Below are 21,077 nucleotides of genomic sequence, written 5' to 3' on the forward strand. Positions count from 1 at the left end.
ATATTAACCTTGATTATTTTCTAATTCATAACATATGGAAAATAATATTTCTAACACATCACTACGTAGACAATTTTTAATATGGGAAATACTTACAAACACGAATACGATAGGGTAATAAGTTTAGGTATGGATTGTCGGCCCAAGGTCATTATGGACATCACAGGATTAAGTGGAAAAAGGACGGCATTGGATGTCATAGGCACGCAGAAACTCGAATGCTTAATACATGTATTGAGCACCCGATTTTCTGACATTTTCCTTGAAGAAAACCTTCGCGAACAAACCAATTCCGATGAAGTGTTCAAACGTATTCGAGATACACATACGGACTATATTTCGATTCATGACTTCCCACCGAATGCTGAAAGCATTTCCTCAGAATACCCAGCATTCAAAACACGCTTTGACAAGCACGTGGATACGTTTTTCCATGACATACAGCATTACCGCCGTGTACTTTTTATCCTCAACCTCGAAATGGCTCCAACAGAGCGTGACTACACGGACGATCTAAATACCCTCGAAAGCAAACTCCCCGTCTTGCGCAAGATTCTCGACACACTCTGTAACAATGAAAATAACCAGCTATTAGTCGCCACCTACCACAAGACATTATTATCGCTGAAAATTCCCCGCACACATATTGTGCTGAAACACAGTGAATGGAAAGAATTTATGCGTGGTGCCGAATTGGAGGCATGGCAAGGATGGCTTGACGGTATCACTATCGCTGAAGCATCGCGTACGTATCGACCCGTATGATCTCAATTTTAGGTGAGTTTTCAGCCACTACATGCATTTACTAAGGACGTACCGATGAAAGCAACACAGGATAGAATAGACATCGTTAACATTGAGAACGGCCAACCAATGCTTTGCCGGATCCCTTTCAACCAGATCCTCGTAGACCCGAAAGGTGATGCTTATTTATGCTGCGCATCACACATCAAAAACATATCCGCTGTGGCAGGAAACCTTATTGAGAAAGATGGCTTGGAGATCTGGAACAATGAGATATACAAAGCATTTCGCATGTCCTTTGTTGATGGGAGTTTTCGTTACTGTAAATCAGAATCGTGCTCAGCCGCTGCCAACAGACACGAACCAGAAAAACGGTTGATGGTCCATACCGTTGAAGAGATAAACGCCGACCCTGAACTCGCCGCTAGTAACTTTGCCGAATTTTGCCAATCGCCGGATACTTTCGATGGATCGTTGATGCGCCCTCCTACCCGTTTGTATCTTGGCATGGACCTTAGCTGTAATTTGAAATGCCCATCCTGCCGCAATAAACTTATCTCTGAAGACAGCCAAAACGGCCGGTTAGACAAGCTGTATGCCAACCTCAGGAGCTTGACACCTGGCATCGAAGACTTGGAGTTAGATGGCGCTGGTGATGTATTTGCCAGCAGTTGGTACCAGAAGTTTCTAAAGCATTTTCCGAAAGACGACTTCCCCAATTTAAAGCAAATAACAGTGCGTTCTAATGGGCTGCTGTGGAATGAAAAAAACTGGTATCGCATCCACCCTTACTTTCGGTCAAAACTGATTTATGCTTGCATCACCGTTGATGCCACCACCCCCGAAACATACAAAAAAGTGCGGGGCGGGTGCTTCCATACGCTCATGGAAAATCTAGAGTTTGTTAAGAGCCTACATAATCGCGGTGAAGTCGGCGCTATCACCTTGGTGATGGTGTATCGAAAAAGCAACTATCAGGAGATCCCTGATTTCATTGAAATGGGGCGGGCGATGAATGCTGACTACCTCGTTATCCATCCCTTGCAACCGTGGGCAGAGTCTTCCTATGTTCTTAACGGGCAGTATAACGACGAAGCCATACATTTGGGCAGCCACAAAGAAAATAGCACCTTTAAATCATTTATTGAACAGCGTGGCGTTAAGGCAGGGAACATAGGCCGGATGTTTGTCGATTTTGCCTAGTTGACACCAGTCGCTGAAGTAGTAATTAAATAATGAGCGAAAAAGTAAGGGAGCTAACTCTGTACTTGAAGCTCTAAAACCGTGACCAATTTTAGTTGACCACTTCATTTTATGCTTCCCCCCGGGCTTTAGCGAAAAAATTCCGATCTTCATTGAACATCTAAAATATCACGCCAGTCTCGTGGCTTGAGAGGCGAACAAACCTGCGATATCCATTTGCATATATACCCTTCCGACTTGAAGCTGCAGGTGTGTTGGCTACGTTCGTTCGCCCCAATCACATAGCCTATCTATGCTCATGGGAACTTACTCACTTGCCGCCTACCTGCAACTCCAAGTTGTTTGGGTATAGCGGTTTATTAAAAAAATGAGCGCAGGATGATTCACTGCGCTCAAGACGGTTTGCGGTATTATAGGTGAAAATCTACTGACTATAAGTACTTAAAAAACGTTCGAAGCGGCCGATGGCGACTTCCAAATCCTCAACGTGCGGTAAGGTTACGATGCGGAAATGATCCGGCTTTGGCCAGTTAAAGCCAGTGCCTTGCACCAGTAGTACTTTTTCTTGGATCAAGAAGTCTAAAATCATTTTTTGATCGTCTTTGATACTGTATTTTTTGGTATCAATTTTCGGGAATAAGTACATCGCCCCTTTGGGTTTCACACACGAGACACCAGGGATTTGGTTGATCAGTTCCCAAGCGCGATCGCGCTGTTCCAACAAACGGCCTCCAGGTAAGATAAGCTCATTAATGCTTTGGTAACCACCTAACGCAGTTTGAATCGCATGCTGCATCGGCACGTTAGCGCACAAACGCATCGAGGCGAGCATATCAAGGCCGGCGATATAGCCTTCGGCTTGATGTTTAGGGCCGGTTAAGAACATCCAGCCGCCACGAAAGCCACATACACGATAAGCTTTTGATAAGCCGTTGAATGTTACCACTAATACATCTTCGGTTAGTGTTGCGACTGAAGTGTGTACCGCACCATCGTAGAGAACTTTATCGTAAATCTCATCAGCAAAAATCATCAATTTATGTTGGCGAGCAATCTCAATCACTTCCAGCAAGAAATCTCGGCTGTACACCGCGCCAGTCGGATTGTTAGGGTTGATGAGAACAATACCACGAGTTTTAGGGGTGATTTTCTTTTTAATATCATCCAGATCCGGATACCAATCGGCTTGTTCATCACACAGATAATGCACCGCAGTGCCGCCAGAGAGAGCCACCGCAGCGGTCCATAATGGATAATCTGGAGCTGGGACTAGCATTTCATCGCCGTTGTTGAGTAACGCTTGCATTGACATGACGATCAGTTCAGACGCGCCATTACCAATGTAGACATCTTCGACATCGAGGCTGCGAATACCGCGTTTTTGGTAATACTGAACCACCGCTTTACGAGCGGAGTAGATCCCTTTTGAATCACAATAACCTTGGGAAGTAGGGAGGTTGCGGATCACATCAACTAAAATTTCATCTGGGGCATCGAAACCAAACGGGGCCGGGTTGCCGATATTGAGCTTTAGTATTTTATGCCCTTCTTCTTCCATGCGTTTAGCATGTTTGAGTACTGGACCTCGAATGTCGTAGCAGACATTATCGAGTTTTGACGACATCCCGATATTTTGCATTGTAAAATTCCTAAAAATTATTAAAAAACTTTATTAAACCAGTCTAGATTGCCTTTTTTAAGAATATAAATCTATAGCTAAGGGGTTTTCGTGACGATATTCTTTAGGGCTGAGGATTAGCGATATCAGTTCAGTAGATGCCTTGATGGGTTTTAATGGCCCACAGCAATGTTAAATAGTTAAATAGATCCCTTCAGAGGCGGGAGAAGGTCAAAAAAGAGCAGTCGCAACCTTGATTTACGCTAACGCTGTCAATAGAGTAGCCGCTGTTAATCGAATCTCATAGTCGACGAGGTCGCTTTGTCTCATTTTCATCAAGCCATTGCTCGGTTGATAGAGCAAATCAAGAACGCAAAGGATAACGACGTTCGTTTTGTCCAAACATTAATAGGACCACCGCCTTTTGCGTTGATCGATTGGCTTGAAGCCCAGCCTCTATTTCCCAAATTTTATTGGCAGTCTCGTGATGGACGCGAAGAGGTGGTGGCTGTTGGTCAATTGTATACCTTTACCGAACCGGCCCCTGCTTATGCGATATTAGGCGATAATCAGCGCGTTTGGGGTGGGCGCTCGTTTGATGGTCAGACCGATAAAAATCGGCATTGTATGTCATCGTTTTTTTTCTTACCGCAAGTGGAAATTATCCGTTTTGATCAGCATTGGAGCGTAGCTGCCAATTTTATCGCCCAAGATCGCCAGCGTACGTTAGCCACCTTAACGAAGTTACACGTCGATGTTGACGAATTATCGCGCTTACACAGTCAAGTGTTAGACGTTGAACATCTGCCTAGTCCAATCGATTGGAACCAATTAGTCGGTCAGGCATTGGCGGCGATTGAGCAGCAGCAGTTCAAAAAAGTGGTGTTGGCTCGCCAAACGCGTTTAACCCTTGATAACCCAATCAGCGCTGCGCAATTACTCAAAGCCAGTATTGCTGATAACCAGCGCAGTTTTCATTTTTTGTTAGCTTTGGATAGCAAACACAGTTTTATCGGCTCAACACCAGAGCGTCTATACTGTCGCCAAGGGCAAGAGTTACAAACGGAAGCTTTGGCCGGAACCATTGGCCGTGGCGATACGGCTGAGCAGGATCAACAACTGGCGGATTGGCTCATTCATGACGGTAAAAACCTCAATGAAAACCAATATGTGGTGGATGATATTATTGAGCGTTTAACGCCTTTGGCTGAGCATGTTGAAGTGGAAAGCAACGCGCAGTTACTGACGCTGCGTCAAGTACAGCATTTAAAGCGTGATATTGTCGCGCAGCTCAAGCCAAGCGTGAATGGGGTGCAGCTACTAAGCGCGCTACAACCAACCGCTGCCGTCGCGGGATTGCCTCGCCAACCTGCGTTAGATTTTATCACCGAACATGAACCGTTTGCTCGCGGTTGGTACGCGGGTTCGATGGGCTATTTTAGTCATCAACAAGCGCAATTTTGTGTCGCTATCCGTAGTGCGTTGGTGGTGGACAATTGTGTTCAGCTTTATGCGGGTGCCGGCATTGTACCGGGCTCTATCGCTGAGCATGAATGGCAAGAGCTGGATAAAAAAATGTCCACCTTACTCAGTTTGATCACCAATCAACCACCATTAGGGACCGCCTTATGAATCAAGACCAAGCATTACTGAATCGAATTTGGTCGCAGACTCTATTAGAAGAGTTGACTCGCTTTGGCGTTACTCAAGTGTGTATCGCGCCCGGTTCGCGTTCGACGCCACTGACTTTAGAAGCCGCGGCTAATCAACAACTGCAAATCCATACTCACTTTGATGAGCGTGGTCTAGGATTTTTAGCCCTCGGTTTAGCCAAAGCCAGTCAAACCCCCGTGGCGGTGATTGTCACTTCCGGCACCGCCGTGGCTAATTTACTCCCGGCTATTGCTGAGTCGAAATTGACCGGAGAAAAGCTGATTGTGTTAACCGCCGATCGTCCGCGAGAGCTAGTGGATTGTGGGGCTAATCAGGCGATTGAGCAAAGTAACATTTATGGCTCGCATGTAACTCAAGCTATTGATTTACCAAGCCCAACCTTGCGCTTACCATTATCTTGGTTATTAACCACACTGGATGATGCTTTGCATCAGCAAGCGATGTTTGGCGGCTCGGTTCATATTAACTGCCCCTATCCAGAACCACTTTATTCCAGTCATGAGCGTGAGTTATACGCCGACTATCTCGCGACGGTTGATGAATGGCGTCAAGGTCAGCAGCCTTACAGCCAACGTTATCAAACCCTGAGCGCATCACTGCCAAGTGATAACGCACTGTTAAGCCAAAAAGGGCTAGTGATCATTGGCTCGCTACCCTTAGTTCAAGCTCAGGCAGCATTAAGCTTTGCCGAGCAACTTGGTTGGCCTGTGCTGTGCGATCCTCAATCTGGGGTAAGCAGCGAATGGGCCCACTACGATTTATGGCTACAAAATAGCACGGCAAGGGCGCTGCTGAGTGAATGCCAGCATATTGTTCAATTTGGCGCTCGAATCGTTTCCAAACGTTTAAGCCAGTGGTTAGAACAACAACTGACAAAAGCTAACTGTAATTACACCTATGTTAGCCCACAAGTCGCGCGCAATAACCCTAGCCATGCGGCGCAGCAGCATTGGTTGTGCGATGCTCTATCTTGGGCTGAGCATCAATTGGCTAAGCAGCACCCATTGCAAACCCTACATGCTGGTTGGGCAGATGGGCTGAAAGCGTATGCCTCAAGCATTGCCCAGCTTGCAAAGCTGCATCTATCGCAACCTCAGTTGAGTGAAGTAGCGGTGGCTTTGGATCTCACCGAGCGTGGCGCTGCCAGTACTCTGTTTATTGGTAATAGTTTGATCGTGCGTTTAGTGGATATGTTCAGTGAGCTCAAACAGCGTGAGGTATTTTCCAACCGCGGCGCATCAGGGATTGATGGACTGGTGGCGACGGCTGCAGGGGTTCAGCGAGCATTGAATAAGCCGATGTTGATGTTACTCGGTGATACCTCACTCTTATATGATCTCAATTCGTTAGCTTTAGTACGCACACCACCACAACCGCTGGTGATTGTGGTGATAAATAATGATGGCGGCGCCATTTTTGATTTATTACCTGTCCCCGACGATCAGCGCTCGGCGTTATATCAGATGCCACATGGCTTAAATTTCGAGTTTGCGGCTAAGCAATTTGCCCTCGATTATCAAGCCCCGGAAATCCTAGTGACTTATCAACAAGCCATTGATCAGCACTTAAACGCCGGAAAAGGGACGTTAGTGATTGAGGTGATAACCCCATCACAACAAGCCGCTGAACATCTTAAGCAACTGATATCACAAATTCATGCTTTATAGTCAGTGGTTAGCGAAGATTGAGCCGATTCAACCAGCACAGAATAACCCTGTGCAGCCGGTGGTGGTTTTTCTGCATGGTTTTTTGGGCTCAAGTCAAGATTGGCAAATGGTTGTCGAGCGGCTGCGTGGCGCGTATTCGCTGTTATCGATTGATTTGCCGGGACACGGTCAGAGTCGCGATCTTGGTTGCAGTGATTTTGCTGATGTTTGTCAGCAGATAGCGCAAGTTGTCACCGCTCATTGCCCACCGACAACGCCTATCTGGTTGGTTGGCTACTCACTGGGGGCAAGATTGGCAATGCTGGGTTGCACTCAGGGGTGGTTTGACGCCCTCAATATTCAAGGCTTAGTCATTGAAGGTGGTCACTTTGGGTTGACTACGGAGGAAGAGAAGCACGCTCGTTGGCAGCACGACCAACATTGGGCCGCGCGCTTTGCTCACCAACCGATTGCTCAAGTTCTCAGCGATTGGTATCAGCAAGCGGTATTTTCTTCACTGAATCATGAGCAAAGACAAACCTTAGTCACATTACGTAGTGATAACCTTGGTCCTGCGGTTGCAAAAATGCTATTGGCTACTTCGTTGGCAAGGCAACCGGATGTGCGCTTGTCGTTATCCATTGTCCCGTTTCGCGTCCATTACGTATGTGGACAAAATGATGCTAAATTTTATTCACTTGCCCAGCAAAGTGATTTGCACTACCACGTTGTTGAGCAGGCTGGACACAATGTTCACCATGAACAACCTCAAGCTTTTGCTCAACTGATGATTGAGTTAATGGCATGTAGCAACGCTGAACGTTAATTATAACCCTAGACAATAATAGTGGAAATTCACCATGGCTAAAACAGTAGGCATTTCAGAACAAGAACTCTATGCTCCCGTTGAATGGCAAGATTGCAGCGGCGATTATCAAGATATTCACTATCACAAATCGGCTGATGGCATTGCAAAAATCACCATTGCACGTCCGCAGGTGCGTAATGCGTTTCGCCCACTGACCGTGAAAGAAATGATCCATGCTTTAGCCGATGCACGCTACGATGAGGGTGTTGGGGTGATCATTTTAACCGGTCTTGGTGAAAAAGCATTTTGCTCTGGGGGCGATCAAAAAATTCGTGGCGATTACGGCGGTTATCAAGACGATAGTGGTACTCATCATCTCAATGTATTGGATTTTCAGCGTCAAATTCGCACTTGTCCTAAGCCGGTGATTGCTTCTGTTGCCGGTTGGGCTGTTGGTGGTGGCCATGTATTACATATGATGTGTGATTTAACCATTGCTGCCGATAATGCTCAGTTTGGTCAAACTGGCCCTAAAGTTGGCTCGTTCGATGGTGGCTGGGGCGCATCGTATATGGCGCGGATCGTGGGGCAGAAGAAAGCGCGGGAAATTTGGTTCCTATGCCGTTTTTACGATGCGCAAGAAGCCTTAGATATGGGCTTAGTCAATACCGTCGTCGCGGTTGAAGATTTAGAAAAAGAGACTGTGCGTTGGTGCCGTGAAGTGCTGCAACACAGTCCAATGGCGCTGCGCTGTTTAAAAGCGGCGCTGAATGCCGACTGCGATGGTCAAGCGGGTCTGCAAGAGTTAGCGGGTAATGCGACTATGCTGTTCTATATGACCGAAGAAGGGCAGGAGGGACGCAATGCGTTTAATGAAAAACGTCGTCCAGACTTTAATAAATTCCCCCGCAACCCGTAATTCATCGCTTTAGCTCTATCTCTTATCGGTCATATTGGATCCGATGAGGGATAGACGTCTTCCACCGCATTTAACTAAAAGGATCCATCATGCGCAGTGCCAAGCTTTATCAATATCAATTACCCATGGATAGCGGCGTGATTCTTCGCGATCAAAAACTGACTCAACGTGAAGGATTTATTGTTGAACTAGAGCAAGATGGGAAAATGGGTCGCGGAGAGATTGCGCCATTGATAGGCTTTAGTCGTGAGTCTCTGCAAGAAGCAGGAGCGCTAGCGAAAGAGCAATTAGCCTTGTGGGTACAAGGGAAAGAGGGCCATATCGATAATGGTTTTCCTTCGGTGGCGTTTGGCTTATCGATGGCGCAGATGGAGCTGGCAGGCGAGCTTAGTCCAGAGGGGCAATATCATAGTGCGCCATTGTGTAGTGGCGATCCTGATGAGTTGATCCCGTTACTTAACGCTATGCCAGGTCAGAAAGTTGCCAAAGTTAAAGTGGGTCTCTATGAGCCGATCCGCGATGGCATGCTGGTGAATTTGTTTTTAGAGTCGATGCCAGATCTGCAATTGCGGCTTGATGCCAATCAAGCATGGAGTAAAGAGAAAGCGGCTAAATTTGCTCAATATGTCTCGCCTTCGGTGCGCGGCAGGATAGCGTTTTTAGAAGAGCCTTGTCGCTCACCAAGCGATAGTCTTGCTTTTGCGATTGATAGCGGGATTGCCATAGCGTGGGATGAAACCTTACAACATGCGGTGCAGCAAGCGGATTTTCAGTTAGAAGATTTAACCGGAGCCAAAGCGATCGTGATTAAACCGACACTGATTGGCTCAGTACAACGTTGCCAAGCTCTAATTGAAAAAGCGCGCAGTTTGGGCATTCAAGCGGTGATCAGCTCGAGTTTAGAATCAAGCTTAGGTTTAACTCAGCTCGCTCGGTTATCCCATTGGTTGTTGCCTGAGACCACCCCCGGCTTAGATACGATCGGTTTATTTAAAGCTCAGCTAGAAACCCCTTGGCCGGGCTGCGCCTTACCAATCCACAGCTTAGATCAACAAACACTTGTGTGGCAATCCGCTTAATGAATACTCCTTGGCGACAGTGGCAGCAGCGCGATCCGCAGCGTATTGCGTTGCAGCTTGAGCAGCAAACACTCACTTGGCAGCAAGTGACCGAACAAGTGGATCAGTACGCCGCTGCACTGAAGCTGGCCGGTTTACGGTCTGGTGATGTGTTAACTTTGGTAGGGAAAAATCAGCCATCAATATTGTGGTGGTTACTAGCGGCTATGCAGCAAGGGGTGATGTGTGCCATCACTATGCCGCAGCCCGCTGTGCAACTGACAGAAAAACTCACTCGTCTGTATGGCTCTCAGCCTGCTTGGTTATGGCTTTCTCCGTCGCTGAATTCATTGGTTGATGAACTGGCTAAGTGTTATTCATCACTATTGCAGTTTATTGACCTTCCCCCGGTTAAGCCGCTTTCAAGTGCGGTATCAGACGTAGATGGCGAAGCGGCTTGCTCTGCCGCTTATGCGTTGGATAATCTGGCGACGCTTATTTTTACCTCTGGTTCCATGGGCGTCCCTAAAGCGGTGGCTCATACCCATCGTCAGCATTTTGCTTCTGCTGAGGGCTTATTAGCACGGTTTGCGTTTAGCGAGCAAGATACTTGGCTACTCAGTTTGCCCCTTTATCATGTCTCTGGACTGGCGATTGTTTATCGCTGGCTCGCGGTCGGCGGCTGTTTAAAACTGGGTACGGGTCAATTACTCGATGATATTCAGCAGGTCAGCCATGCTTCTTTGGTGGTGACGCAACTGCAACGACTGTTAGCCAGCCAACAACCCCTCAGCTTAAGCCATGTTTTATTGGGTGGCAGCCATATCCCACTGACCCTCGCTCAGCAAGCGGCTCAGCAAGGGATTGAAACTTGGATTGGTTATGGGATGACGGAAGCGGCGTCTACGGTGACCGCCAAACCGGTAGATGAGACAGCGAGTGCTGGCCAAGTGCTACCGAAACGGCAAGTGAAAGTAGTCGATAGACGAATTTGGATAGCAGGGGAAACCCTAGCCAGTGGTTATTATCAACACGGGACGATTACACCATTAACTAATCAACAAGGCTGGTTTGATAGTGGTGATCTGGGGGCTTGGTATGGCGATGAACTGTGTATTATTGGCCGCGCGGATAACTTGTTTATCTCGGGCGGAGAAAATATTCACTGTGAAGAAATTGAAACCGTGTTAGCTCGTCATCCGCAGATTGAATTGGCGGTAGTTGTCCCCGTGCAAGACGCCGAATTTGGCGCGCGCAGTATTGCCGTGCTGCGTTGTCATTCATTACCCGATCAAAAGCAACTTGGTGAATGGTTGGCCGATAAGCTGGAAAAATTCAAACATCCCATCGCTTACTGGCAGCTGCCTGACACTCTGGCCGAGAGTGGTATCAAGATTTCACGCCAAGCGGTGAAAAACTGGTTTGCCGATCAGCAAAGTCGTTATACACCACTAGACTAGACCTATCAGCGCCAATCCCCACGTAGCTGAGCGACTTTTTGTTGCATTAGCTCGGTGTTGGCCTGTCCACTGCTCACCGCTTCACCGGCTTCAATCTCGATTTTTCCGCGCAATTTACGAGGCAGGCTACAACAAGCACGGCCCTTGTAACGGCTAAAAAAGCTACCCCATAAGCCTTTAATGGCCATCGGGATCACCGGTACTGGGCTGCGTTTTAAAATAACATCGATTCCGCGCATAAAAGGAGCGATCTCGCCATCACTGGTTAGGCGGCCTTCGGGGAAAATACATACTAAGTGGCCTTCTTGCAGCGCTTGATCGACTTCAGCAAAGGCGCGGCGAATCGAACTGCGTTTATTGGCACAAATCGGGATCACCCCAGCTCGATTGAGTAACGGCCTTAAGATAGGAATATTCGCGTAATCTTCTTCCATGACAAAGCGGATCAAACGTGGGCAAACCGCGCTGAGCAATAACGCGTCCATATAACTGACATGATTACAGACAATCAGCGCGCCGCCTTGCTCAGGCAGATGGTGTAAATTTTTGTGCTTCATTCGATAAATGCTGTGGGTTAAGGCCCACACCACCAAGCGCAGCACAAAAATAGGTACTTGTAAGAACAGGTAAGTTGTTACTAACACATTGAGCACCGCAAGTAGGATAAACAGCTGCACAATAGTTAATTCAAGTAGGCTTAAGCAGACAATACCGAGCAGTGCGCTGCCGACCATAAATAGCGCGTTATAAATATTTAACGCCGCGATGACTTGTGCTCGTTCAGTGACTTTGGCTCTTTGCTGAAGCAGAGCATAAAGTGGCACAATAAAAATCCCGCCAGAGACGCCCAATAACAGTAAATAACTAAACAAAGGCCATAGAGCTTGGTGGCTAATAAAATCACTAAATTGTGTAAAAGGAGGTAAAACAGCGGGAACGCTGGCGGCCATCAGATAGCCAAATAAGCTAATACCTAAACTGCCGAGTGGTACCAGTCCGACTTCGATTCGATGGTTAGAGAGTTTGTCACAGGTGAGTGAGCCTATCGCAATCCCAACAGAGAATAAGGCCAGCAAAAATGACACCGCGCTTTCGGTGCCACCGAGAAACAGTTTAGTGAAATTTGGAAACTGGGTGAGATAAGTCGCGCCTAGAAACCAAAACCAACTGATCGCCATGATCGATTGAAAAATGGTTCTATCTTGTTTGGCAATCGCCAGCGTAGTGCGGGTATGCTGAATAGGACGAAAAGTAAAAACCAAGTTTGGATCGCTGGCTGGGGCGATAGGAATAGAGCGACTAGCAAGATAGCCGAGTAGGGCGAAAAGGATAACCGCTCCGGCGGCAATATAATGAGCATGATTGAGCGAAGCGATAACGCCAGCGCCAATCGTGCCGAGTAATATAGCGAGAAAGGTGCCCGTTTCGACTAATGCATTGCCCGGAACCAGTTCATTGGTTTTTAACTGTTGCGGCAGCAGCGCGTATTTGACCGGACCAAAAAACGCCGATTGGGTGCCCATTAAAAACAGCATAAACAGTAGAAGACCATAGCTTTGGGTGATAAAACCTATCGCACCAATACACATAATGGCGATTTCAAACAGTTTTACGCGGCGGATAAACCACGATTTTTCGTATTTATCGGCTAATACCCCCGCTGAGGCTGAAAATAAGAAAAACGGTAACACGAATAAGCCGGCAGCAAGGTTAATAAATAGGTGACTGGAGATGGATAACGTATCCACAGCGGCAAAAGCCACAAACAGCAACAACACGTTTTTAAAGATATTATCGTTAAACGCCCCAAAAAATTGGGTGATAAAATACGGAAGAAAACGTCGTTGTGTTAACAATGAAGATTGAGAACTGTGCATGGTTTTGCCTTAATGGTTACCAGTTAGCCAAATATTGACTCAGTAAATCTTCAATCAATGCTTTACCATCGACCGGCTCAGCGGTAAAAAATTTATCATCAACACTCAGTAACGTAATGCCATGCACCCCAGCCCATAAAACGCGACTCGTGCGTAATACTTCTTGTGCACTGCGATGAGGGGCAATGACTTGTAACAGCGACTCTAGCATGGTAGTCATGCCGTTGATTCGTTCTGCTTGCCATTCTGGAAGATCTTCGCCATTCATATTGTGTTCAAAAATCAACTGCCAACGGTAGGGGTGCTTTTGAGCAAAGTCATGATAACAGTAGGCCAGTTTATACAGCGCTTTTTTAGGGTCTGCGCATTTTTTTACGGCTAACTTAGATTCTGAAGCCAGCTCATCGAGCGTTTGTGCAACAACATGTAAAAGCAGCAAGTTATAGCTACCAAATACATTGACCAAGGTGCTTGGCACATAACCTATCATACTGGCGATTTTTCTTAGGCTAAGTTCATGATAAGAGTGCTTGCTTAAGAAAGCTTTACTGGCTTTTAAAGTAAGAGAGATCAACTCTTCGCGAGTATGATCGTTGCGTCTGGCCATAAGTTGTTGTTAAACCGCATAATCAAAAAAGAACAATGTTCGATATTCTAGAGAGTGTCTGGGAGAGCGTCAACTCAATAAGGCTGCAATATTCTGATACATGTCAGTCAGGCAAAAGGTTTGCTTAGCGTCTTGAAGTGACTATGATGACAAAGAATAAAAGCCTTTTGTACCTAATGACATCCCCTGAGGAAATATATGAAGCGTTTGTTTTCTTTTATGGCGTTACTGATGATCACTGTCATGGTGATTCCTGATGCTGAAGCTCGACGGATGGGCGGTGGTAAATCGTTTGGTCAGAACCATCGAACCGCGCCTGCACAAAATCATCAACAGCAACAAGCGACTCCGCAACGTCAGCAAAATAATCAGCAACCTGCTGCGACCAACAGTCGCGGAGGTTTAATGGGCGGCCTGATGGGTGGCTTACTCGCCGGCGGCCTACTGGCTGCGTTTTTTGGTGGTGCCTTTGAAGGTATCCAATTTATGGATATTTTGATCTTCGGTCTGATAGGATTTGCACTCTTTAAGCTTGCTCGTCATTTTCTGGCAGGTAAGCAGGGTAGCCTTAATCCTCGTCAGCCAGCTTATAACACCAATGTACATCGCCAAAGTTTTGAGCAAGCTCCGGAGCAGGAATTTAAACCAGCAGCGAGTTCTGGGTTTGGTTCAACCATGCATAACGATGTGCCCCATAACTACCCACCTGGTTTTGATAAAATCGCCTTCATTAATGGTTCACGTGAGCATTATCGTATTTTGCAAGGTGCTTGGAACCATAACCAGCTTGAGACGATTGAGGAGTACGTGTCTGAAAGTTTATTCGCTGATCTGAAAGCTGAGCGAGAAAAGCTGGATCAACAGCCACAAACTGAAGTCATGTATGTCGATGCAGAGATTGTTCGTGCCGATTACGATGATCGTAAAGCGCAACTGAGTCTACAATTTACGGGTCGATGCCGCGACTTGGGTTCTGAAACCGAAGAAGAAATTTTAGATATTTGGCATTTAGAGCGTGATTTAACGCAACCTAACGCGCCATGGTTAATTGTTGGTATTCAAGGCTGATTGATCAGCGTTGGATGATTGATGAACGCCCAAGCTTGTCTTGGGCGTTTTGCTATCTTGAGATAAGCTAATGCTACCGCTCACTATTAAAAAGGAAACATCATGTCAGAAGCGAACATTCAACACTTAACTCAAGAACAACAAGATAAAATCGATGCGGCAGTCTTTCGTCGTCTGTTAGCGCATTTAGATAATAATAAGGACGTGCAGAATATTGACCTGATGATCTTGGCTGGTTTTTGTCGTAACTGTTTTTGTAAATGGTATCAAGCGGAAGCTGAGACGATAGGGGTTGAAATGGATATTGATAAGGCGCGTGAGCGGATTTATGGCATGAGCTATGATGAGTGGAAAGCTAACTATCAATTACCGGCAACACCAGAGCAAGCGGCGGCTTTTGCCGCACGCCAGCAAAATTCTTAATCTTGGTATTATCCCCAAACACTCTATTTTTAGATGGTTGGGGATAAGTGAAAAGCATTTATCGAAGCAACGGCTATTGTTTTTTAAGATTATACAAAGACGCTAAATCGCCAGTAATTCTCTCGCCATTAGTGTCTAATTTCATCAACATGTTTTCACCGACAAAGTATTGATTGGGCGCATCCGATTCCCCGTCTAAGGTGATGACGCTGCCATTGTTTTCCCAGTGGAATTTTCCTTGAGAGACAAATGGAGCTGCTTGCTCTTTACCTTGATAAACTTGAGTAAGTTGATAGGTCAGATCATCATTTAAGACCAAGGTATACTCAATGCCGGCACAATCCGCACAAGGGAGTACGCCTTGATAGGTCCCTTGCCAATCTAAACTATTGTAAGCGGTGTGTTCGCTTTTAAACGCTTCATCGATTACTGACTCATCATCATTAACATCGATGGTCACGGGAGCGGTTTGTGACTCTACAGGGGCAGAGGCTTGCTGTTGATTATCACAGCCAGCCAACACTAAGGTCAGTGCACTGACGACAAAAAGAGATTTTTTGATCATATTCTATACCTTCAATTGAAACGGACGTTGTGATAGCCACCGGCCTTATCTATGAGCCGTTCGACGATAGTGTAAAGTCGTTGGTGACTGAGGTCGTTATTATTCATCAAATGAACGTTAACCGCGTCAGATAGGCGTCATGTTTTCGACATTCGCTGTCAGAGAACGGTCATCGTTAAAACAAAATCCACATAATCAATAGCTTGATGTTATCCCCTTCCTACTTGAAGCTGCAGCGGTGTTAGCTACGTTCGTTCATCCTAATCACATAGTCTGTCTATATTCATGGGGACTCACTTACCGCCAACCTGCAACTCCAAGTCGTTTGGAGATAGATCTATTAATTTTCAATCGTCAAGGATAGCTTTAATCCAGTTGGCCTGTAAGCTGAAACGTCTCTAACTTATCGGCGTAAGGTGCTAAGTCACCGATGTTGTGTGCTAGCCACTCTGGGTTGTAATAAGTATCCAAATAACGCTCACCACTGTCGCATAATAAGGTCACAATTGAGCCTTGTTCACCGCGCTGTTTCATCTCACTGGCTAATTGAAGTGCGCCATAAAGGTTGGTTCCGGTTGATGCGCCGGCTTTTCTTCCCACGATCTTTTCTAACCAATGAATGGTAGTGATACTGGCCGCATCGGGGATTTGTCTCATCTCATCAACCACATTGGGAATAAAACTCGGTTCGACACGTGGCCGGCCAATGCCTTCAATTTTACTGCCGCACTGAAGGGTTAACTCACTATTGCGCGTTTGGTAATAATCGAAGAATACTGAGTTTTCTGGGTCGACGACGCACAGCTTAGTATTATGTTGCTGATAACGGATAAAACGGCCAATGGTGGCGGAAGTACCGCCGGTGCCTGGGCTCATCACAATCCAACTTGGAATGGGATGATCTTCCCGTTGCATTTGCTGAAAAATACTATCGGCGATATTACTGTTACCACGCCAGTCGGTGGCTCGCTCAGCATAAGTAAATTGATCCATATAATGACCGTTTAACGCTTGCGCTAAGCGGCGAGACTCAGCATAAATTTGATCGCTGCGATCGACTAAATGTGCTTTGCCACCATAAAACTCAATTTGTTCGATTTTCTTACGCGCGGTGCATTTCGGCATCACCGCAATAAAAGGCAGGCCCAATAAGCGGGCAAAATAGGCCTCAGAAATCGCGGTGCTGCCAGAAGAAGCTTCAATAATTGGCGTATCTGGACCAACCCAGCCATTACATATCGCGTACAAAAATAAAGAGCGAGCCAAGCGATGTTTGAGCGAGCCAGTCGGGTGCGTGCTCTCATCTTTAAGATAAAGATCAATCCCCGCAATGCTAGGCAGATCGAGCTTAATTAAATGGGTATCAGCCGAGCGTTGAAAATCGGCTTCGATTTTACGAATCGCGTTATTAATCCATTGATGGTCGGTACACATGCTGGCGTTCTCACAGTAATGACGAGCAATTGCTCATGAGTTAATACTGATAATGTACGTTGTGTGAGGGAGAAAAACTTGGTTATCTTGCCTTTGATTTGCTAATTTAAGAGAATTATTTTCTCTATAATATGATTGCTATAGAAATAAAAGGTGGTGGATATGGATCGCATTGATAAACAGTTACTGGCGATGTTGCAAAAAGACAGCACGTTATCACTCAATGAGCTGGCCGATGCGGTCAATTTAACCAGCACGCCATGTTGGAAACGATTAAAAAAGCTCGAAGAGTCGGGGGTGATCAGCCAACGGGTGGCGCTGCTTAATCCTGAACGTTTAGGGCTGTCTTTTATCGCTTTTGTGATGGTCAAAACCAGTGATCACTCCCATGAGTGGTATCAACGGTTCGTGAATACCGTGGAGGATTTTCCGGAAGTGATGGAATTTTATCGCATGGCTGGTGAGTATGATTACATGATGAAAGTACTGGTCAAAGACATGAAAAATTTTGACCAGTTCTATAAAAAACTGGTCAATAGTGTCGATGGTTTAAATAATGTCACTTCGACCTTTGCGATGGAGTCTTTGAAATACACCACCGCTTTACCTCTGTAATGGGGATGCTTTATTTAAAACGCATCACTCCTTCTTGTACCGCTGTCGCTACTAAAGCCCCTTGCTGGTTGTAAATCTCGCCGCGCACTAAACCACGGGTATTGCTCGCGGTTGGGCTTTCAATCGCATAGAGCAGCCATTCATCCATTTTAAACGGGCGGTGGAACCAGATCGAATGATCGATCGTCGCCACTTGGAAATTCGGCGTCATCAGTGAGACTTGATGAGGATGCAGCGCGGTAACCAAAAATCCCCAGTCTGACGCATAACCGAGTAAGTATTGATGAATTAACTGATCATCAGGCACTTCACCATTCGCGCGAATCCATAAATATTGTTTAGGCTGTTCTTTTTGCGGTTTTAACGGGTTAATCACCGTCACAGGGCGGATCTCAATCGGTTTTTCACCACAAAACGCGTTACGAATTTTTTCTGGCAATAAATGGGCAATTTGCGCCGCTAGCTCAGATTCTGAAGCAAAGTTTTCTGGCCCTGGGATATTAGGCATCGCATTTTGATGCTCAAACCCCGGTGCTTCACCATGATAAGAGGCGGTGAGATAGAAAATAGGTCGGCCATTTTGAATTGCTTTTACTCGGCGGGTGCTAAAGCTACGACCGTCACGTAGGTTTTCTACATCATAAATAATTGGTTTTTCAGGATCGCCCGGATACAAAAAATAGCTATGGAAGGAATGGACGGTGCGATCGGAATCTACCGTGTAACGGGCCGCCGAGAGCGCTTGCCCAATCACTTGACCGCCATAGACTTGGGGTAAACCAAGGTTCTCGCTTTCACCTCGGTACAAACCTTCTTCAAGCTTTTCAAGCTGTAGTAGGCGTAATAATTCGCTTAGTGGTTTACTCATGACCCTCACCTAATGATGGTTGTTTGTATACCCTTCCTACCTGCAACTCCAAGTGGTTTGGGCATAGACTAAAATTAGTTCACTTAAGTATTAGTCGCTATTTTGTGAAAGAGGTCAAATATTTGTCAAGAGGGAATGTGATTTATGAAACATGTTGAAACGATCCCTCTACTCTTTGCTGATGAGATAAACGTCTAAGGCTGCCATTGATACTGGCGTAGTGAAATTTTTCCAGATGAATTGATCACAACCTGTTCGGCAAACAGTAAAGCGTGTTGACGCGCTTTATCGGCCCCGCTCAACGATGACTCACCTCGGCCATTAATCACTCTAAACCAAGGTAGTTTGCTGCCTTTCGGCAATCGGCTTAACACTTTTCCTACCTGACGAGCATAGCCCGGATAGCCCGCTAAATGCGCAACTTGCCCATAGGTCGCTACTCGACCAAAAGGAATTTGGTGCACCACGGCAAAGATTTGTTGAGAAAATTGGTCCATACTCATAAAGCCCTAGTTCAATGGTTACCACGGATAGGTATAAGGAGAGGGTATGATAGTGTCGGTTATGCAATTTATGATCACCATAATCTTAGCGATTGTCTGCGGTCAAGCCCTAGGTTTGAGTGAAGACAATTGGTCATTGATCGCTTTATTAGTCCCAGCACTGTGGGTGTTGCCTCGCAGTGGTAATGCGGGCTTGGTGTTGTTGGGCGGTTTACTGGTCTATGGCTTCACGCTGTCTTACCAGCCAACTGCGTTATCTGTGAGTATGTGGGTTATTTTCCCATTACTGATGGTCGCTTTTTCTGCGCCACGCCATAAAGGGGTCATGGTGATTTGTGGTTTAATTTTGCTGACGCTGCAAGTCGGAATTATGACCACGCAATCAGCTGGTAAGCTTGATGGCACTCCGGTGATGACGGTATTACAAATACTCTCGGTGAGCGCGATATGGTGGGCAGTTAATAGTTGGAAATACACGCCTTCATCGGCTCGCCACTGGTGGGCATTATTATTGTTGCTGCCTTTGTGGATTGCTGAATTTACCTTCGCAGTTGTGATCTCATTGTGCGTGACTGGATTAATGGCCATCATCAATAAACTGGTGAAGCAAAGAGCAGAGCATTGGTCAACGTTATTGTGCTGGACGCTACCGTCGGTGGCGTTTATGGGCATCGTGCTTGCTCCAGCTATCGAAGTGCCCAAACCGGTCTTTGTAGTTTGGTTATGTCTACTCGCAACGGCGTGGATGACGGACTACCTTCTAAAAAGCAGTGAAGAGCAGATAGAGTAGTACAAAACTCCACCATCATTGCCTGAGAATAAAAAGATTGCTCAATTGCTGCCCAGTTAACTCGCCTTTATTGATTTTATGAGAGCGGAGGGTTGCAATAGAGGAGGGGATGCCGGATAATCCTCGCACTCTTTAGCCAAGGCGCTAAAGTGCTCTATGGAGGCCCTGGTCCTCCCGCAACACTAGTTCGTCAACTTGGTCAGGTCCGGAAGGAAGCAGCCACAGCGAATGACGTGTGTGCCGGGATGTGGCTGGGGCTTCCACCCATCTAGCTTGCGCTAAAATTCAAATCTCATTCTTTTAAACGTATAAAATATCCCACACTTGCAGCCTATCTGTCTCGATATAAACGGAACAGCGAACTGAACTTAAACCGCTATCGTTCGTATTACTGATTATTATTTTCAATAAATTCAGTTTATTACGGAGTTAGTATGAACCAGATAAACCCAGCTAAGTTACGAAATAGTAAATGGACGGCGGTAAAGCCGCTTAAACGGGAAAAGCATTTTTTAATTTCAGAAGTTGAGTATGATGAAGAGGGTTCAGTAATTTCATGTTTACTTGAATCCGTGCTGTCGAGAAATGAATACTCAATAGACTGGCTTGAACTCAAAAACCAAGAAAAATGGCTTCAAGGTTGGAAGTAATGGCTCTCTTGGTAACGCTTTAAACGTTTTCTCAATACCACCTTTCTGATTCATTGTCGGTTAATATCGCATCGCCACGATACCTTGCTCATGACTTTTGTCGCTTGTCGAAAGAGGTGCCAAGTGAGCTTGAGTCAATTTCACTGCCCAATGTTGTTTAAGACAAGGTAGACTGACAGGTTTTTAACGTGGTTAAATCGGGAGTTTGTTTTATGCGCAAGTCAGATAAGAAGGTTGAAAATCTGATTAGAGAAGTGTTAACCGAAGTTTGTGAAAGCACGTTAAAAGCCTACGATGGTTTCCTTTGGGTGACTCATACGGTCAAATACACTTCTTTTCCACAAAGCTTAGCAATAGTCTGCGTCTTTGAAACCAATCAGCATAGAGCAAACTTTTTACTAGGAGAAGGTCGTCAGCATGTTTCAACCACTATCCAAAAGGCGTTTAATCAGGTAGGTGTACCATTAAAGAACGCCGATAAGCAAATCATCTACGATATTCAGCAAAAGCGTTAGTGCGGCCATCAATCAAAGTGAATTGTGGCTGT

Annotated in this window: 21 protein-coding genes and 1 other RNA gene; 15 read left to right on the forward strand and 7 right to left on the reverse strand. The window is 46.0% G+C overall.

All coding sequences use genetic code 11. The features are described from left to right. Positions 1-81 precede the first annotated feature (81 nt). Together FKN88_RS00125 and FKN88_RS00130 are read left to right on the forward strand one after the other, a co-directional pair. Positions 82-765, forward strand: a complete 684-nt coding sequence (locus tag FKN88_RS00125) for a DUF1796 family putative cysteine peptidase (RefSeq protein ID WP_306687043.1) — start codon at positions 82-84, stop codon at positions 763-765. Between the two features lie 54 nt (positions 766-819). Then, positions 820-1,947: an SPASM domain-containing protein gene (locus tag FKN88_RS00130; protein WP_187985589.1), complete on the forward strand. Its 1,128-nt coding sequence runs from the start codon at positions 820-822 to the stop codon at positions 1,945-1,947. 424 nt (positions 1,948-2,371) lie between these two features. On the opposite strand, the gene FKN88_RS00135 is transcribed toward FKN88_RS00130, so the two are convergent. Next, entirely contained in the window at positions 2,372-3,586 is a 1,215-nt protein-coding gene (locus tag FKN88_RS00135) for a pyridoxal phosphate-dependent aminotransferase (RefSeq protein WP_072668519.1), read from the reverse strand. A 300-nt stretch (positions 3,587-3,886) separates the two neighbouring features. On the opposite strand from FKN88_RS00135, the gene FKN88_RS00140 reads away from it, so the two are divergent. From FKN88_RS00140 to menE, 6 genes are all read left to right on the forward strand, one after another. Continuing rightward, positions 3,887-5,197 (forward strand): isochorismate synthase MenF, encoded by a 1,311-nt coding sequence (locus FKN88_RS00140; RefSeq protein ID WP_154168560.1) that lies wholly within the window; start codon positions 3,887-3,889, stop codon positions 5,195-5,197. Beyond that, positions 5,194-6,906 carry a 2-succinyl-5-enolpyruvyl-6-hydroxy-3-cyclohexene-1-carboxylic-acid synthase gene (menD, locus tag FKN88_RS00145; RefSeq protein ID WP_154168558.1) on the forward strand — a complete coding sequence of 571 codons (1,713 nt, stop codon included), beginning with the start codon at positions 5,194-5,196 and terminating at the stop codon, positions 6,904-6,906. Before FKN88_RS00140 ends, menD begins: the two co-directional genes overlap by 4 nt. After that, a complete protein-coding gene (menH, locus tag FKN88_RS00150; RefSeq protein WP_154168556.1) occupies positions 6,896-7,711 on the forward strand; it encodes a 2-succinyl-6-hydroxy-2,4-cyclohexadiene-1-carboxylate synthase in 816 nt (271 codons plus the stop codon). Before menD ends, menH begins: the two co-directional genes overlap by 11 nt. Positions 7,712-7,745: 34 nt before the next feature. Next, the gene (gene menB, locus FKN88_RS00155; protein ID WP_158138198.1) at positions 7,746-8,612 is read left to right on the forward strand and encodes a 1,4-dihydroxy-2-naphthoyl-CoA synthase; all 867 of its coding nucleotides are present in this window, start codon (positions 7,746-7,748) and stop codon (positions 8,610-8,612) included. Between the two features lie 89 nt (positions 8,613-8,701). Beyond that, the gene (menC, locus tag FKN88_RS00160; protein WP_154168555.1) at positions 8,702-9,691 is read left to right on the forward strand and encodes an o-succinylbenzoate synthase; all 990 of its coding nucleotides are present in this window, start codon (positions 8,702-8,704) and stop codon (positions 9,689-9,691) included. Continuing rightward, complete coding sequence (menE, locus tag FKN88_RS00165; RefSeq protein WP_154168553.1) at positions 9,691-11,130, forward strand: o-succinylbenzoate--CoA ligase; 1,440 nt, start codon at positions 9,691-9,693, stop codon at positions 11,128-11,130. The genes menC and menE overlap by 1 nt, the downstream gene beginning before the upstream one ends. 5 nt (positions 11,131-11,135) lie before the next feature. Here the strand turns inward: menE and FKN88_RS00170 are convergent, their stop codons facing one another. Both FKN88_RS00170 and FKN88_RS00175 read right to left on the reverse strand, forming a co-directional pair. Further along, entirely contained in the window at positions 11,136-13,007 is a 1,872-nt protein-coding gene (locus FKN88_RS00170) for an MFS transporter (protein WP_154168551.1), read from the reverse strand. A 16-nt stretch (positions 13,008-13,023) separates the two neighbouring features. Further along, the gene (locus FKN88_RS00175) at positions 13,024-13,614 is read right to left on the reverse strand and encodes a TetR/AcrR family transcriptional regulator (RefSeq protein WP_154168549.1); all 591 of its coding nucleotides are present in this window, start codon (positions 13,612-13,614) and stop codon (positions 13,024-13,026) included. Positions 13,615-13,812: 198 nt separating this feature from the next. On the opposite strand from FKN88_RS00175, the gene FKN88_RS00180 reads away from it, so the two are divergent. Then, positions 13,813-14,682 carry a Tim44 domain-containing protein gene (locus FKN88_RS00180; protein ID WP_154168547.1) on the forward strand — a complete coding sequence of 290 codons (870 nt, stop codon included), beginning with the start codon at positions 13,813-13,815 and terminating at the stop codon, positions 14,680-14,682. Between the two features lie 102 nt (positions 14,683-14,784). Beyond that, positions 14,785-15,105: a DUF1244 domain-containing protein gene (locus tag FKN88_RS00185; RefSeq protein WP_154168545.1), complete on the forward strand. Its 321-nt coding sequence runs from the start codon at positions 14,785-14,787 to the stop codon at positions 15,103-15,105. 73 nt (positions 15,106-15,178) lie between these two features. Here the strand turns inward: FKN88_RS00185 and FKN88_RS00190 are convergent, their stop codons facing one another. Next, positions 15,179-15,667 (reverse strand): copper resistance protein NlpE, encoded by a 489-nt coding sequence (locus tag FKN88_RS00190; RefSeq protein ID WP_187985692.1) that lies wholly within the window; start codon positions 15,665-15,667, stop codon positions 15,179-15,181. A gap of 369 nt (positions 15,668-16,036) precedes the next feature. Then, positions 16,037-17,104: a PLP-dependent cysteine synthase family protein gene (locus FKN88_RS00195; RefSeq protein ID WP_154168541.1), complete on the reverse strand. Its 1,068-nt coding sequence runs from the start codon at positions 17,102-17,104 to the stop codon at positions 16,037-16,039. 162 nt (positions 17,105-17,266) lie between these two features. Between FKN88_RS00195 and FKN88_RS00200 the strand changes: the two genes are divergently transcribed. Beyond that, complete coding sequence (locus FKN88_RS00200; RefSeq protein WP_170904640.1) at positions 17,267-17,719, forward strand: Lrp/AsnC family transcriptional regulator; 453 nt, start codon at positions 17,267-17,269, stop codon at positions 17,717-17,719. 10 nt (positions 17,720-17,729) lie between these two features. Here FKN88_RS00200 and tesB read toward each other — a convergent pair whose 3' ends face one another. Beyond that, the gene (tesB, locus tag FKN88_RS00205; RefSeq protein WP_306687045.1) at positions 17,730-18,587 is read right to left on the reverse strand and encodes an acyl-CoA thioesterase II; all 858 of its coding nucleotides are present in this window, start codon (positions 18,585-18,587) and stop codon (positions 17,730-17,732) included. A 194-nt stretch (positions 18,588-18,781) separates the two neighbouring features. Further along, complete coding sequence (locus FKN88_RS00210) at positions 18,782-19,084, reverse strand: MGMT family protein (protein WP_154168537.1); 303 nt, start codon at positions 19,082-19,084, stop codon at positions 18,782-18,784. Between the two features lie 52 nt (positions 19,085-19,136). Between FKN88_RS00210 and FKN88_RS00215 the strand changes: the two genes are divergently transcribed. From FKN88_RS00215 to FKN88_RS00230, 4 genes are all read left to right on the forward strand, one after another. After that, positions 19,137-19,880: a hypothetical protein gene (locus tag FKN88_RS00215; RefSeq protein WP_154168535.1), complete on the forward strand. Its 744-nt coding sequence runs from the start codon at positions 19,137-19,139 to the stop codon at positions 19,878-19,880. Positions 19,881-20,043: 163 nt separating this feature from the next. Continuing rightward, positions 20,044-20,140, forward strand: an RNA gene (gene ffs / locus FKN88_RS00220) — signal recognition particle sRNA small type. A 174-nt stretch (positions 20,141-20,314) separates the two neighbouring features. Further along, complete coding sequence (locus FKN88_RS00225) at positions 20,315-20,530, forward strand: TIGR02450 family Trp-rich protein (RefSeq protein ID WP_154168533.1); 216 nt, start codon at positions 20,315-20,317, stop codon at positions 20,528-20,530. A 212-nt stretch (positions 20,531-20,742) separates the two neighbouring features. Further along, entirely contained in the window at positions 20,743-21,045 is a 303-nt protein-coding gene (locus tag FKN88_RS00230; protein WP_154168531.1) for a Fis family transcriptional regulator, read from the forward strand. Positions 21,046-21,077 lie beyond the last annotated feature (32 nt).

Origin of the sequence: Vibrio sp. 2017_1457_13 (assembly GCF_030851525.1) — a bacterium.
Classification (GTDB): Bacteria; Pseudomonadota; Gammaproteobacteria; order Enterobacterales; family Vibrionaceae; genus Vibrio; species Vibrio metschnikovii.

What these genes read in the sequence shown, in the direction of transcription:
- FKN88_RS00125 (WP_306687043.1), top strand. Translation starts at nt 82, where the DNA reads ATGGGAAATACTTACAAACACGAATACGATAGGGTAATAAGTTTAGGT.
- FKN88_RS00130 (WP_187985589.1), top strand. Translation starts at nt 820, where the DNA reads ATGAAAGCAACACAGGATAGAATAGACATCGTTAACATTGAGAACGGC.
- FKN88_RS00135 (WP_072668519.1), bottom strand. Translation starts at nt 3,586, where the DNA reads ATGCAAAATATCGGGATGTCGTCAAAACTCGATAATGTCTGCTACGAC.
- menD (WP_154168558.1), top strand. Translation starts at nt 5,194, where the DNA reads ATGAATCAAGACCAAGCATTACTGAATCGAATTTGGTCGCAGACTCTA.
- menH (WP_154168556.1), top strand. Translation starts at nt 6,896, where the DNA reads ATGCTTTATAGTCAGTGGTTAGCGAAGATTGAGCCGATTCAACCAGCA.
- menB (WP_158138198.1), top strand. Translation starts at nt 7,746, where the DNA reads ATGGCTAAAACAGTAGGCATTTCAGAACAAGAACTCTATGCTCCCGTT.
- menC (WP_154168555.1), top strand. Translation starts at nt 8,702, where the DNA reads ATGCGCAGTGCCAAGCTTTATCAATATCAATTACCCATGGATAGCGGC.
- menE (WP_154168553.1), top strand. Translation starts at nt 9,691, where the DNA reads ATGAATACTCCTTGGCGACAGTGGCAGCAGCGCGATCCGCAGCGTATT.
- FKN88_RS00170 (WP_154168551.1), bottom strand. Translation starts at nt 13,007, where the DNA reads ATGCACAGTTCTCAATCTTCATTGTTAACACAACGACGTTTTCTTCCG.
- FKN88_RS00175 (WP_154168549.1), bottom strand. Translation starts at nt 13,614, where the DNA reads ATGGCCAGACGCAACGATCATACTCGCGAAGAGTTGATCTCTCTTACT.
- FKN88_RS00180 (WP_154168547.1), top strand. Translation starts at nt 13,813, where the DNA reads ATGAAGCGTTTGTTTTCTTTTATGGCGTTACTGATGATCACTGTCATG.
- FKN88_RS00185 (WP_154168545.1), top strand. Translation starts at nt 14,785, where the DNA reads ATGTCAGAAGCGAACATTCAACACTTAACTCAAGAACAACAAGATAAA.
- FKN88_RS00195 (WP_154168541.1), bottom strand. Translation starts at nt 17,104, where the DNA reads ATGTGTACCGACCATCAATGGATTAATAACGCGATTCGTAAAATCGAA.
- FKN88_RS00200 (WP_170904640.1), top strand. Translation starts at nt 17,267, where the DNA reads ATGGATCGCATTGATAAACAGTTACTGGCGATGTTGCAAAAAGACAGC.
- tesB (WP_306687045.1), bottom strand. Translation starts at nt 18,587, where the DNA reads ATGAGTAAACCACTAAGCGAATTATTACGCCTACTACAGCTTGAAAAG.
- FKN88_RS00210 (WP_154168537.1), bottom strand. Translation starts at nt 19,084, where the DNA reads ATGGACCAATTTTCTCAACAAATCTTTGCCGTGGTGCACCAAATTCCT.
- FKN88_RS00215 (WP_154168535.1), top strand. Translation starts at nt 19,137, where the DNA reads ATGATAGTGTCGGTTATGCAATTTATGATCACCATAATCTTAGCGATT.
- FKN88_RS00225 (WP_154168533.1), top strand. Translation starts at nt 20,315, where the DNA reads ATGAACCAGATAAACCCAGCTAAGTTACGAAATAGTAAATGGACGGCG.
- FKN88_RS00230 (WP_154168531.1), top strand. Translation starts at nt 20,743, where the DNA reads ATGCGCAAGTCAGATAAGAAGGTTGAAAATCTGATTAGAGAAGTGTTA.